Source organism: Rubellimicrobium roseum (assembly GCF_006152145.1).
Taxonomy (GTDB): domain Bacteria; phylum Pseudomonadota; class Alphaproteobacteria; order Rhodobacterales; family Rhodobacteraceae; genus Rubellimicrobium; species Rubellimicrobium roseum.
The window spans coordinates 16,803-30,355 of the sequence record NZ_VDFV01000013.1; the positions used below are offsets into that span (position 1 = coordinate 16,803).

At 62.0% G+C, this 13,553-nt stretch carries 11 protein-coding genes and 1 pseudogene; all 12 read right to left on the bottom strand.

Annotated elements, in window-relative coordinates; genetic code table 11:
* Window positions 1-40: 40 nt before the first annotated feature.
* Complete coding sequence (locus FHG71_RS24745; RefSeq protein ID WP_176559381.1) at window positions 41-535, bottom strand: glycosyltransferase; 495 nt, start codon at window positions 533-535, stop codon at window positions 41-43.
* A gap of 207 nt (window positions 536-742) precedes the next feature.
* The gene (locus FHG71_RS11065; protein WP_139081745.1) at window positions 743-2,167 is read right to left on the bottom strand and encodes a mannose-1-phosphate guanylyltransferase/mannose-6-phosphate isomerase; all 1,425 of its coding nucleotides are present in this window, start codon (window positions 2,165-2,167) and stop codon (window positions 743-745) included.
* Between the two features lie 115 nt (window positions 2,168-2,282).
* Window positions 2,283-3,242, bottom strand: a complete 960-nt coding sequence (gene fcl, locus FHG71_RS11070; RefSeq protein WP_139081746.1) for a GDP-L-fucose synthase — start codon at window positions 3,240-3,242, stop codon at window positions 2,283-2,285.
* Between the two features lie 3 nt (window positions 3,243-3,245).
* Entirely contained in the window at window positions 3,246-4,364 is a 1,119-nt protein-coding gene (gene gmd / locus FHG71_RS11075) for a GDP-mannose 4,6-dehydratase (protein ID WP_246045424.1), read from the bottom strand.
* Window positions 4,365-4,707: 343 nt separating this feature from the next.
* Window positions 4,708-5,388, bottom strand: a complete 681-nt coding sequence (locus FHG71_RS11080) for a sugar transferase (RefSeq protein WP_246045425.1) — start codon at window positions 5,386-5,388, stop codon at window positions 4,708-4,710.
* A gap of 169 nt (window positions 5,389-5,557) precedes the next feature.
* Window positions 5,558-5,881, bottom strand: a pseudogene (locus FHG71_RS11085) (IS3 family transposase); the annotation flags it as partial.
* Window positions 5,882-5,917: 36 nt separating this feature from the next.
* Window positions 5,918-6,367 (bottom strand): lasso peptide biosynthesis B2 protein, encoded by a 450-nt coding sequence (locus FHG71_RS11090; RefSeq protein ID WP_139081748.1) that lies wholly within the window; start codon window positions 6,365-6,367, stop codon window positions 5,918-5,920.
* Window positions 6,360-6,638, bottom strand: a complete 279-nt coding sequence (locus FHG71_RS11095) for a PqqD family protein (protein WP_176559382.1) — start codon at window positions 6,636-6,638, stop codon at window positions 6,360-6,362. The genes FHG71_RS11090 and FHG71_RS11095 overlap by 8 nt, the downstream gene beginning before the upstream one ends.
* A 682-nt stretch (window positions 6,639-7,320) precedes the next feature.
* The gene (locus tag FHG71_RS11100) at window positions 7,321-8,226 is read right to left on the bottom strand and encodes a phosphoenolpyruvate carboxykinase (ATP) (RefSeq protein WP_139081750.1); all 906 of its coding nucleotides are present in this window, start codon (window positions 8,224-8,226) and stop codon (window positions 7,321-7,323) included.
* 4 nt (window positions 8,227-8,230) lie between these two features.
* Window positions 8,231-10,165, bottom strand: coding sequence for an asparagine synthase-related protein (locus FHG71_RS11105; RefSeq protein WP_139081751.1), 1,935 nt, complete (start codon window positions 10,163-10,165; stop codon window positions 8,231-8,233).
* Window positions 10,162-11,814 carry an ABC transporter ATP-binding protein gene (locus FHG71_RS11110; RefSeq protein WP_139081752.1) on the bottom strand — a complete coding sequence of 551 codons (1,653 nt, stop codon included), beginning with the start codon at window positions 11,812-11,814 and terminating at the stop codon, window positions 10,162-10,164. Before FHG71_RS11110 ends, FHG71_RS11105 begins: the two co-directional genes overlap by 4 nt.
* Complete coding sequence (locus FHG71_RS11115; RefSeq protein ID WP_139081753.1) at window positions 11,811-12,953, bottom strand: nucleotidyltransferase family protein; 1,143 nt, start codon at window positions 12,951-12,953, stop codon at window positions 11,811-11,813. Before FHG71_RS11115 ends, FHG71_RS11110 begins: the two co-directional genes overlap by 4 nt.
* Window positions 12,954-13,553: the final 600 nt, after the last annotated feature.

The following is a 13,553-nucleotide window of genomic DNA, read 5'->3' on the forward strand; positions in this document are numbered from 1 at the left end:
GCGCCATTCGGCGTAAGGTTGTGCTGCAGGAGGGCGCAACTTAGGACGTCCTTAAGAGATGGTTGCGGACCGGTCCCCTATGGGGACCGGCTTCGGTGGTTCGGCGGAAGGGGACGGTGGCTCGGTCCGGCCGGGGTCCTGTGACCGGAGGAAGGCTTCCTGCGACTCGCGGCGCCGGCTGCGTTGGCCCCGCGCCGTCGGATGGCTGGTCGCCACCTCTTGCGAGGAAAGGCGCGGACCACCTCAGCCAAGGTATCGGGGGCGGCGTAAAGTTCGTCCGAGTGCAGGAGGCCCACCTCGCCGGTGGCGCGGGCAAACTACGGTTCAGTGCGTCGCAAATCCCGCCATCCCGGCCGCTCTTAACGCAGGTGCGGCCATCGGCCAGGCCAGCGAGGACGTCGAGGGTGCCGTCGGTCGAGGCGCCGTCCTGGACTACGTGCCCCCAATCGGTCAAGCTTTCCTCGCGCAGGCTCCGGACCGCATCCGCAATGGTGTCGGCTCGGTTATAGACCGCTGTGACGATGGACAGATGCAACGCAAGATCCTCAGGAACGGAGATAGTCAGCCCTATTTAGCTTCGACCGAGGGGCAGTCCGGATGGGTTCAGGAGATCAGCGGCGGCTTGGTTCGCTTGGACGACTGGCCTGCGGGTGATTTCGCTATTGGGGGTTCATGCCGGCCGCCTCGGCGCACCGCCGCCCTCTCGGAATCGGCCAACCTGCCAAAAGCCCGATAACGCAAACTATTGCCGCGCATAGACGTCCTCGTAGCGCACGATGTCGTCTTCACCGAGATACGCACCGGTCTGGACCTCAATGAGCACCATGGGAAGCTTGCCGGGGTTTTCCATCCGGTGGACGGCGCCGAGCGGGATGTAGACGGACTGGTTCTCGGTCACGAGCTTGACCTCCTCGTTCACCGTCACCCGTGCGGTGCCCTGCACGACGATCCAGTGCTCGGAGCGATGATGATGGCTTTGCAAGCTGAGGGCTGCACCGGGATGGACGACGATGCGCTTGACCTGGAAGCGATCGCCCATGGCAAGGCTCTCGAACCAGCCCCAAGGGCGGTGATCGCGCGGAAAGGTCTCGGCCTGACGGGCGCCGTCCTTCTTGAGCGAAGCCACGACGGCCTTCACGTCCTGCGCGCGATCCCTGTGGGCCACAAGCACGGCGTCAGGCATTGCCACGGCCACGATGTCCTGCAGGCCAATGCCCACAACACGCTGGCCGGGCGCCTCGGAGCGCAGGAGTACGCCTTCGCAGTCAATAGCCGTGGTGGCGCCGGACAGCGCGGTACCGTCCTCTTCGGTCTCGCGCCAGACAGCGGCCCAGTCGCCCAGGTCCGACCAGCGCCCGGTATAGGGCATTACCGACAGGTTGTCCGCCTTCTCCATGATGGCGTAGTCGATCGAGATCGCGGGCGCCGTGGCCCAGATCGCCGGGTCAAGCCGGCAGAAGCCCAGGTCACGCGTGGCGCCGGCGAGCGAAGCCTCCACGGCGGCCAGAAGCGAGGGCGCGTGCACGCGGGCGGCGGCGATCATGACATCGGCGCGGAACAGGAACAGCCCACCGTTCCACAGGTGCCGTCCGTCGGCGACCATGGCGGCGGCGCGGGCGGCATTGGGCTTCTCGACAAAGGCCGCGAGGGGCAGGGGCTCCGCCACAGTGCCGGCGTCCAGCGCCGTCTCGAGCTCGAGATAGCCGTAGCCGGTCTCTGGCCGGTCGGGGGCGATGCCGAAGGTGACGATCTGGCCAGCGAGCGCCGTCGGGATGGCGGCCGCCACGGTGTCGCGGAAGCGCTGCGCTTCGGGGATCACGTGATCAGAAGGCGCCACGAGGAGGAGCGCCTCCGGATCCTGGGCCGCCACATGGAGTGTTGCGGCCAGGATGGCCGCGCCGGTGTCGCGCCCTTCAGGCTCGATCAGCAGGGCCTCGGGACGGATGCCTGAGTTCGACAGCTGCTCTGCGGCGATAAAACGGAAGGCGTCGGCCGTCACCACGGTGGGCGCCGCGAATAGCGAACCCGACAGGCGCTGGGCGGAAGCCTGGAACAAGCTCTCCTCGCCGAGCAGAGCCGCGAACTGCTTGGGATAGCTCTTGCGGCTCAATGGCCAGAGCCGCGTGCCGGAGCCGCCGCAGAGGAGAACGGGATGGATGGTGGCCATGGGAGCCTCGGAGGTCCGTACGCGCCGGTCATCATCCTGACGGAGCAGGGAAGTGGTCAAAATTATCTTATTCATATCATACCTGCGCATCGGCATTGAAAAAAAACGGGGCCGCTCATTGCCGGATCTCGCCCTGTTCGTGTTTGAACCAGTCGTAGGTCTGCTCCAGCCCTCCGCGCAGCGGAGTCCGGGCCCGCCAGCCCATCGACGCCAGCCGGGTCACGTCCATGAGCTTGCGCGGTGTCCCATCGGGCTTGGTCGCGTCAAAGGCGATGTTGCCGCCAAAGCCCGTCACCTCCGCGACCATGCTTGCGAGGTCGGCGATAGAGATGTCCTCGCCAGTGCCCACGTTGATGTGCGAGAGCATGGGCCGAGTGTTGGCCTCGTAGGCTGTGCGGTCTAGATCCATCACGAAGAGCGAGGCTTCAGCCATGTCGTCCACGTGCAGGAACTCGCGCCGGGGCGTGCCCGTGCCCCAGATCACCACCTCGTTCTTCCCGTCCCGTGCGGCCTCGTGGAAGCGGCGGATCAGGGCGGGAAGCACGTGGGAGTTCTCAGGGTGGAAGTTGTCGCCGGGCCCGTAGAGGTTCGTGGGCATGACCGAGCGGTAGTCGCGGCCAAACTGGCGCGCGAAGCTCTCGCAGAGCTTGATCCCGGCGATCTTTGCAATGGCGTAGGGCTCGTTGGTGGACTCCAGTGTCCCGGTCAGGAGGGCGTTTTCCGCCATGGGCTGGGGTGCCTCGCGCGGGTAGATGCAGGAGGAGCCCAGGAACAGGAGCTTCTGGACTCCCGCCGCATGCGCCTGGCCTATGACATTCGCCTCAATGAGAAGGTTGTCGTAGATGAAATCGGCTGGGTAGGTGTTGTTGGCGTGAATGCCACCCACCTTGGCTGCGGCCAGGATGACCGCGTCGGGGCGCTCAACCTGCATGAACTCGCGCACGGCCGCTTGGTCCGTCAGGTCCAGCTCCGCATGCGTGCGGGTGATGAGCTCGTGCCGGCCCTCGGCGAGGAGGCGCCGGAGGATAGCGCCGCCCACCATGCCGCGATGGCCGGCCACGTAGATGCGCGCCATAGCTCAGGCCTCAACGCTGATGGGCAGGTCGAGCCCATGCGAACGCAGCAGCGCCTGACGCCGCGCCGCGACGTGGTCGGCGGCCACCATCTCACGACACATCTCGCGCGCGGTAATCTCGGGCGTCCAGCCCAGCTTCTGCTTGGCTTTTGCCGGGTTGCCGAGGAGGGTGTCCACCTCGGCGGGGCGGAAGTAACGCGGGTCGATGCGCATGATGATCTGGCCTTCCTTGACCATCGGCGCGAGCCCCCCCTCCACGCTGTCGACCGCCGCGACCTCATTCACGCCGGTGCCCATGAACTTCAGCGTCATGCCGAGGTCGCGGGCCGCCCAGGTGATGAACTCGCGCACCGAGTACTGCTTGCCGGTGGCGATGACGAAGTCCTCGGGCTCATCCTGCTGGAGCATCATCCACTGCATCCGGACATAATCCTTGGCGTGGCCCCAGTCGCGCAAGCTGTCGATGTTGCCCATGTAGAGGCACTTCTCGAGACCCATGGCGATGTTCGCGAGGCCGCGCGTGATCTTGCGCGTCACGAAGGTCTCGCCGCGGCGAGGGCTCTCGTGGTTGAAAAGGATGCCGTTGCAGGCGTACATGCCATAGGCCTCACGGTAGTTCACCGTAATCCAGTAGGCGTACATCTTGGCCACGGCATAGGGCGAGCGCGGGTGGAAGGGCGTCCGCTCCGTCTGCGGTGTCTCCTGCACGAGACCGTAAAGCTCGGAGGTCGAGGCCTGATAAAAGCGGGTGGTCTTCTCGAGCCTGAGAAAACGAATCGCTTCCAAGAGTCGCAGCGTCCCCACGGCGTCCACGTCGGCCGTGTACTCGGGGGCCTCGAAGCTCACGGCGACGTGGGACTGGGCGCCGAGGTTGTACACTTCGTCGGGCCGGATCTCGGACAGAATGCGGGTCAGATTCGAGGTGTCGGTGAGGTCGCCGTAGTGCAGGCGAAAGCGCCCGTTCTCGTGCGGGTCTTCGTAAAGGTGGTCCACACGTTGAGTGTTGAACAGAGATGCGCGGCGCTTGAGGCCGTGCACCTCATAGCCTTTTGCGAGCAACAACTCGGCCAGGTAGGAGCCGTCCTGGCCCGTGATGCCGGTGATAAGGGCACGTTTTGTCACGCTAGTATGCTCCTGCCGTAACTCTTGGCGTTCCCAGCGTGGCTCCTGCAAGCAGAGCCACAGAGAGGTGTACCGCTCAGCTGAGTTCGAAGACCTGCTTCTCGTCAGCCATTTCATTGCCTGATTGCTGACCCACTGTGAGTCAGCGCTGCTCTTGATAGCCACCGGACTGGCGCCGCCCTGGAGGGAGCCAGCCGGTAGGTCGGTTTCTGGATGGCCTGCTCTGCTTCAACGGTTGAAGGCGGCTGGGACGGCCGCTCAGACCTCGACTATGTCCACTTTGGAAACAATCATTGTGGCAGCGGCATGACCGGACTGAGACCATTATGGCCTCGCAAGTGGTTCAGGACCCTTTCCGGCCCAACACCACACAAAGCGTCCGCCAAGCGATCCACATATCGAAGCCGAAGGAGGCATGGCGCGCATAGTGCAGATCCGCCGCTACTTTGGCGCGCAGACCTTCGAGGCCGTCCACGTAGCCCACCTCGGTTTGTGCATACCCACTGATGCCCGGCCGCACCGCATGACGCTCGCGATATCCAGGAATCTGCCGGACATAAACCTGCGCGTGATCAAAGAAGTCAGGACGAGGTCCAATTAGACTCATCTCGCCTTTGAGCACGTTGATGACCTGCGGCAACTCGTCCAGCCGGGTCTTTCGCAGGAGATGTCCCAAGGGAGTGATGCGGTGACTATCGAGCGCGTCAAACGCGCCGCGCTCGATGGAAGGAGCGGGCCGCATGGAGCGGAACTTCCACGCCCGAAACGGCTGACATTCCGCCCCCATCCGGGTTTGCACGAAGAAGAGCCTGCCGCGGTTGAAGAGCGGGTTTAGCATCAGCAGCATCAGGCCAACAATCACAAGTGGCCACAAGAGAATCAGCGACACCATTACGTCGAAGGCACGCTTGGAGGCGTGATAGGAGGCAGACGAGTTTGGTGCGCGCCAGGTTACGGATGAGGAGAAGGGAATATCAACACGCGATGTCGCGCTGGCGCGCGGCGCATCATCGATAGAGCTCACGAGACTAACCTCATACTAGCTCCCTCAGGGGAGCGGGGTCAGCGCCCTAAAAGCGGGTCAGTTGGGCGTGAATAAGGCAAAAACGTAAACAATCGACGAAAGATTCTGTTCCGGAATGTGCCGAGTGACGTCTAAAGGCAGGATGCCTGTTTTCTAGACAGCCCTAGAGTTAGGTCCTTAGCCGGCTCCAGTTTCGTGGACAGCAAGTTGGGGATAGCACTGCCTGCCGCTCGAACTCTACGGGGCTGAGATAGCCCAGGGTCGAGTGCCGGCGGGTCGGGTTGTAGAAGCGCTCGATGTAGTCGAAGACATCGGCTATGGCGGCATCGCGGGTGCGATAGACCTTGCGGGCGGTCCGCTTGGTCTTCAGCGACGAGAAGAAGCTCTCCATCGCAGAGTTGTCCCAGACGTTGCCCGCCCGGCACACCGAGCAGGTGATGCCGTGGTCGGCCATGAGGCGCTGGAACTGCTCGCTGGTATATTGGCTCCCCTGGATGCCTCTGGCCAAAGAGCCGTTCAACAAGCTGATTCAGAGTTTGGTGTCCGGGGTGACGAGGGTCTTAAATCCTGCAACGTTACCGCCGGTGATGGGATGCTCTCTGTAGTGAAGCCATGCATGAGCTTCGAACCCCGCTCCGCGGTTCTGGCGCACGCCGATATGGAGATCGCTCGCGATCCCTTTACTGGCCAGCCAAGACTGTGCAGCAACTGCTTGGACAAGGCAGTCGGCGCGCCACGGAACACGGGCGGCAACCCGCGGGATGGCACAGGCAACCCGCCGCACGAACGAGGCGGCGGCGTCGTCAGCAATCGAGGAGGCTGGGTTGCGGTGGCGGGCCAACCTGATCAGGTCTTGTGTCGAATGATACCTAATTGACCAACGAGCTTTTGCCAGCTCAGTCAGGGCGCGAAGTAGATCAACCCATTGACGCGGCCCAAGTGACAGCAGGCGCGTAACCAGCGGCGGTTCTTTAGGCATCCACCAAGATCCTATGGGCCAAGAGATCGCTAAGGAAACGGGTCATGTCTACCTCTATCACTGACGGATCGACGCCAAATTCCTGCGCCAAGCTGTCCCGTATCTCCGGAAGCGGTCGTTGATCTTTGATCATGGCCCAGATTCGGGTGCCCAGCGCATCAAGGCCGAAGTAAGTATCGCTGCCCATGTGCAGGATAACGGTCTCGTCCCCCAGAGCACTTTCAATCGTCTCGGGCGAAGGTTTCAGGGTGCGGGCGAGGAGGTCTGTCAAGGAGCGGGTGCCTTCTTGTCTCCAATAGGTTTTCAGGCGGCGTTGTAACGCTGACCGGCCGCCTGCGTCGCAATCGGAACGGCAGAGCCGCTCTCTCAGTAAGCAGGCCCACGGTCCAAAAGGATCGCGGGCTTGCCTGCACATTGATAACCCCCTCAGGGCAGAACCTTTTGCCTGCTAGAGCTCTGACCTTCGGGTTGGCCCTTGGTCCCGGCCGCAGTCAGCTTGATGGCGCTGCCAAACACCTTGAGCGTCGGAGCCTGATAGGCACGCACAGTTCCGTCCGTAGAAGTCGTATTAGTCATGATCAGTCCTTATATATTCCGGGGCCTGTTGATCTCTGACCCGGTGCCAAGTTGAGATAGCGCACGTTGTGGCCGCCTACCTTGCGAAGGTGCCCGCATCTAGTATCGAGCAATGGTGTCCAGATGAGGTAAAGTTTTCGCGCAGTTGTGGTCGCAAGCGAGGCGGCTAACGCTTATGGCTTGCTGACCGTCCAACATTTGACATAAAGCCAACTGTCCGTCGTGCGTTTACGCCTTAAGATATTATATGAATTCATTAATTCGCCTTGTAGTTGTTGCAGGGGTTGAGCGCCAAATCTTGTGAAGGTCGTGGCGCCGGATCTGTCGGGCCTTAACTGTATCTTGATGATTCGGCTTGACGCAACCTGGTCGCGGCTTCAGATCGCCTGTCCGACGACCATAGCCTGCTGCACTCTGGCGATCACCTCGGGCAGACGATCGAACTCGCGTCGGTAGTTGAGATGGACCGCAGGGATGTGGCGGGCGATCATAGAGAACCGCTCTAAGCGTGCTGCCGCGAGCGCATGGTCGGTCGGATCCAGAGCAAAGCTGTTACGGATCATGGCCATGCATCCCTCGGCCGGAGCAAGTTGGGCCAGTTCCAGATCAACCGCATCGCTAGGACGTCCGAGGACCACTATCATGGCAAGCCTCACAGGGCCATTGTGCCCGGCCAGTGGGACCGGGAGCCGCTTCTTGTCCGTGTAAGCGGCGACGGGGCTGCCACTCCGGCCGGCAAAAAGTGCGGCCAAAGAGTCCGGCATCAGGCGCAGACCGGGATACACGGGTCGGACAACGAACGCGCCGTCAAAGCGGTCCACAAGCATGGCGTCGTCGCTCAGCAGGACACCCCCGGACTGGGCGAAACGGGCGGTCAGGGTGGACTTTCCGAAGCCTGAATCACCCAGGATCAGGATAGCACGATTCTCGAAGGCAACTCCGCCTGAATGAAGAACAAGATGCCCTTCGTGGGCCAGCACACGAGGCAGTACCTGATCTAGCAGCATGTGAACCGTATCTGGCGATTGGAGGTCGCGTTCACCGGATAACAGCCAGATGCGCTGCATGCCGATTTCGACGGCCGCGAAGTCCTGGCCAAAGAAGCGGAGGACATATTGCGTCGAACTGCGTGTTCCCACGCGCAAGACTTCCAAGGTGCCCTGGGGGTCCACCCAGATCGATGCGGCGTCCGTTACGTCAAATGGTGGCCCTTCGTCGGGTAGAAGCGACCAGCCGTAGTCTTGGAGAGTGCGGGAGCCATCGAGCGGCACGGCGGCTGTCACGTGATCACATGTCCGAGCTGAAACTGTTGGAAAAGGTAGCACCAATAGCGCTTCCGAGCGACTGGGAATGCTCACTGTGCCGATGGCGATCCAGCCAGAGCGCAAGGTAAAGGAGGTTCCATTGATCGGCAACGACGGACTGGTCGTCGGCGAGAATACGGTCTATTACATCCCGGCAAACATAATTCGCCAGCAGTGGCCGTGCTTCGGCCAAGCGTTGGGTCCAATCCGGCCACGTCGCAAACATCGCCTTCGTGAGCGTGAAGCCCAAGTGCTCCTTTCCTTTTCGCCAGCGGACTTCGTCGGGGAGGCGCCCGGCCATCGCGCGCCGCTGGATCACCTTTGGCCACCCGTCTGACAAACGCTGGCTTGCAGGCAGGCGAAGGCAGAAGCCGATGAACCGACGGTCCAAGAACGGATCGCGGCATTCGACCCCATAGGCCGAGGCAACCCTGTCGTATCGCTCTCGCGCGGCTGTCAGGAATGCGCGCTGGATCGTATGGGCATGTGCGACAGAGTTCGAGTGGCGGCCCAAGAGGGTCTGCTCCCGGTCCCGTGCCAGACGCCCGACCAGATCGCTCCGGGCGGCAAACTCTGGCGAGATCAGCCGATGTTCCGGTAATCCTGAGAAGTACGTCTGCCAGGACCTGCGCAGGCGGCGGGCCCAGTCCGGCGTCGCCGCACGACGGACAGAGGCGGCAAAAGTTCGCCATGGCCGCGGTCCTCCGGGGTAGAACTCCCACTCGCCCTTGCTCTCGCGCCAAGCCTCGCGCCAGCGGAGCAATCTAACCAGCTCTTCGATCCGGTTTCCCGCGGACAGGACGACGTCGCCGGCGGCTCCGTCCAGCACCACTTTCACACCAGCGGCCTGGGCCGCCCCATAGATGCCGCGTAGGATATCTATGTGCCCGTCGAACGGTTCATCTATCTGATTGAGATCCCGTACCAAGTCCGTTGGCCACGTTTCGGGTTGAGACCAGTCGAGCACATAGCACTGGAGGTTCGACATCGTCATGGCCGCCCGGATGGCGCGGGTTTCCTTACAGGTGTCGGGGTCGGGCCCGACCAGGGAAAATGTCGGAAGAGGCCCTCGACCTTCCTCGGCCAACAAGCGAGTCGCGACGGCGACGATCGAGCCCGAGTCCATGCCTCCAGACAGCATGGACCCCACAGGACCGACCCCTCGTAAACGGCAGCGCACGGCTTCGGTGAAGATGTCGAGGAAAGCCTCGGCATAGCTTTCGTTGCTGGGAAGCCGGAGCTCGGGGCCCGGGGCGAGGGACCAATAGCGACGCACGGACAGGCCAGTCGAGCTCGCCGTCAGGCAATGGGCGGGAGGCAGCCGCTGCACATCCTTAAAGAAGGTGGAAGTGAAGCCTAGGCCTTCTAGACCGCTGTACAGGAAGTCGGCAATCCGGCCTTCATCTATCCGGTGAGGTACGTCGGGCGCAGCCAGCACTGCAACGACCTCGGACGCAAAGGCGAGGATGCGGCCGGGCACATGGGCATAGGCGAACGGCCGCAGGCCCATGTGATCCCGTGCAGCGAAGAGCTGACGGTTTCGAGGGTCCCATATGGCGAACGCGAAGTCCCCGAGCAGGTGGTCGAGGCAGGCTTCGCCCCACGCGAGCCATGCTCGCAGGAGTAGCTCTCCGTCGCCGATTTTCGGATTTGAGATCCGTAGCGCTGCGATCAGCTCCTCCCGGTTGTCCAACCGGACGTCGGCCGTGATGGTGCAGCCCGTTGTGGAGTCAGTCAGAGGCATGACTTCATGCAGCGCCTCGGGCGTTGTCGCGAGCAGGGCATGACCCAAGCTCACCGAACCTTCGACATGGGTGCGACTCGCCTCGGGCCCGCGCCGCCGTAGGCGGGCAATCATAGGATCGGCACTCTCTGCCGGGGCTCCATCAAGGCGGAATAGTCCGCAGATACCGCTCATGCTGCGGTTCTCGGAGCCACGACTTGGCCCCTCTCGAGCACAACGATCCGATCCGCCAAGGCTAGCGTGGCGGGCCGATGCGTGATCAGAATGACCGTACGATCTCGAAAGGCTGCGGCAGCCGCAGCGACAAAGGCCGTCTCGCCATTAAGGTCGTACATCGAAGTGGCTTCGTCTAGGATTAAGATGGCCGGATCCTTGAGAATCGCGCGAGCCAGAACGATGCGCTGGCCCTGTCCCCCGGAAAGACGGACGCCATGCTCGCCGATCTCAGTGTCATATCCATGGGGCAGGTCGCCGATAAAATCGTGGGCCTGAGCCAATCGGGCCGCTCTCTCGATTTCGGTGTCCGTTGCACCTGCCCGACCGAAGGCAATATTCTCGCGGATGGAGCCGTCGAAGAGTAAGGGTCGCTGCGGGACCCAAGCGATCTGGCGACGGAGATCCTGCAATGCCACGGTGCGGATGTCGACTCCGTCTAGCCGAATGGTCCCACACTCGGGAACCTCAAGCCGGAGGAGAAGGGATACGAGCGTGCTCTTTCCCGCGCCATTCGGCCCGGTCAGCGCCAGCGTCTCGCCGGGCCGTAGCGACAGCGAAAGCCCACGCAAAACCGGGTCTCGGCCAGGATAGCAGAAGGTCACGTTTTCGAATGTGATTTGGCCCCGCATCCGGCCCAGCGGATGTGGCGTGGCTGGATCAGACTCGGTTGCTGTGTCCAGAATGGCCCCAAGGCGGCTCAGAGTGCCCTTAGCCGACTGGACCTGACCGTAAACATGGGAGAGTTCCGCCACAGGACGGGTCAGGAGCGCGGCGTAAAGGAAGAAGCTAACCATTGCGGACGGGGAGATCTCGCCGGACTGCAAGCTCCCTCCGCCTGATGCCAACAGGGCCACAGCGCCGATCCCCGCGAGGAGGCTCGTCACAGGACCGAGTATGGCATAGATGTCGGTCTCTTTGATGAGCAGATTACGCGAAACCGTGACACGTTCCGCGAAGCGGCGGGCGGTTTCGCTTTCCCGCGTGAAGGATTTGATCGCCGATAGCATCGCGAGATCCTCGGACGCGGCCGCAACGATCGCCGCCTCGGCTTTTTGATGCTCCTGGGCGATGCGGCGCAGGTGCCTGCCGAGCATCTTGAGCCCAAGATAGAACACAGGCACTAGGATGGGGACCGCCACAGCCAGCGCAGCATCGATGCGGGACATGAGAACAACAGCGCCTATCGCCGTTAGTAGCTGGGCAGGCAACGCGGCCAACGTGACCGCAAGGAAGTCGCCGAGTCGGCTAATCTCGTAAGTCGAGAGCGCAAGAAGATCGCCTTGGCTATGCCGCTGGTGAAATGACAAAGGCAAACACTGGAGGTGATCGTGCACCTTTGTGCGCAAATGGGCGAGCACTCGTGCGGAGGTGCGGCCGGAGATGATGCCCGAAGTCGTACGCAGCAAGGCCAATAGAGTCAGGACAAGAAGTAGGCAGGCCACCGGACCTAGGAACGACCCTGTCGCGGTCAGGACCTCTCCGGCCATCCAGCCCCCCAGCGCCGGCACGAGAAGTACGGCCGCCGCCTCGAGCAGCGTAAGCAGCACCATGAGCGCTAGAGCAGTGCGGTGTGGGTGCGCGAGATCAAGCAGTCGGGCGAAGGTCACTGTCCTACTCCGCGCGGGCGTGGCTTCACGAAATTTAGAATGCGGCGGAGGTGCAGGAGCAGCAGAGGCCGATCCGCCATGTCGGGATACTTGGCTCGTATAAATGCCTCCGAAGGGAACGCTCGACCCGCTAGGAAGGCAGCTTTAGCCTTCGATCCTTGGATCGCACGAAGATCCCGCCAAGCTCGACCAGTCTGCCGACTGCTGAGCAGGTAACGAGATGACTTAGTTTTGAGATTCATTCTCTCAAGGCGAGAGATTACATCGCAAGGCAGGGGCGTTCCGAGCCGGTCCGCCGCCATCTGGAGGCCGTGTAGAGCTACTTCAGCCAAGTCGCTTTGGCGCACGGCGACTTCGAATGCAGCCCATTCAGTTTCATCTAGCGCGCGGCTCAGAAGATCGATGTCGTACAGCCAGATCAGTCGATCGCCGCCATAGTAGATACTTCCATCGACGAAGTAAGGATTTACGATATGCTGTGCGCGATGGGCGCAGGCGAAGAGCAAGGCGCTGTCCCTGGCGAGCCCATAAGCGACAGGAGCAAGGCGGGGGAGGGCGCGTGCACGCGTCCAAATTTCCGTAAACGGGAAAAGGTCCGCGAGGGCCGGTGCGTTAAGTGTCTGCCAATGCAGGTCGACCTCATGCATGAGACCATCGGCCGTACGATGCGTCCACGCCTCTTGAAGCCGAACATTCTCGTCCGCGGTGGGATCGTCGTAGAAGTGCGAGAACCCTTGGTCGGACAACACCGCTCGTGCGGCAGGTAGATCTTTGGGCTCAATGAGAATGTCACTATCTCCTCGCGAGCGCGCCGCAGGAGAGTCATATAGATCATAGGCAAGTGCTGATCCCTTCAGAACCAAGACCCTGATACCTGCTGCTGCCATCGCCTGGAGCAAACTGGACAGAACGATCTGGTGTCGCATTTCCCACATGGCTTGGGCCATGGCCGCTCGGCGGAGTGGATCTGCCGCTTCGGTTGGCCAGTTACCCAAGCGACTTGCGAGACAGCCTGCTATGCCGTGGTAGAGGGCCCGCCGTACAACGAGATCGGCTTTGATTTGGGAAGGCCAAAGCACTGGACCAGAAAGCGCCTTTGCAAGAAAGGAGTCCACGAATTCATCAGTGTCCGCAATCACTGCTTCTACCTTTGTCTTATAGTGCTTGGAGCCTTTCGGCTGCTTAACTCGGCCGTCTAAAGGGCGTGAAACCCATGTTGAGCTTTCCGCCTGCCTCTACTGGTTTGGCTTGGTGCCACACGGCACGTTCAATAGACTGTGGTTCAATCCTGCCATGGGGAAGTACGACCTCAGCGACGGCTTTAGACGCACCAATCTTCAATAGGCGCAATCTCCACCGGAGCCTGTCGGCCAGCGCAGCCCTGCCATGAACTCAGCTCGCTTGTCTACCAGACCGTAAGGCTGCGGCGCTTCGTCGCAGCAGTGGGAGGCAGTAAAAGGCTTTGAGTAGCTCCGCATGCCCATGCACGACGGGGAGCATCTTTGGAGCGCTCTCAACTGCAAGGCTTCGACGGGCAGTTGCGCTGCCTTGAGACATTCGTATGTCGCGAACGGCTCGTGTCCTGAAGCAGCGACTCTCGTCCTATCCCGGTCGGGCGGCAGGCCGCTCCTGATGGTCAGGCTTTGTCGCCCGACTGCGTAAGCTGCTCCCTGTTCAGCAGATCAGATGCTGAGGTGGTGAAAATGCGCGCCCTGAAACCGTGGGCTGAACCGGAGAAT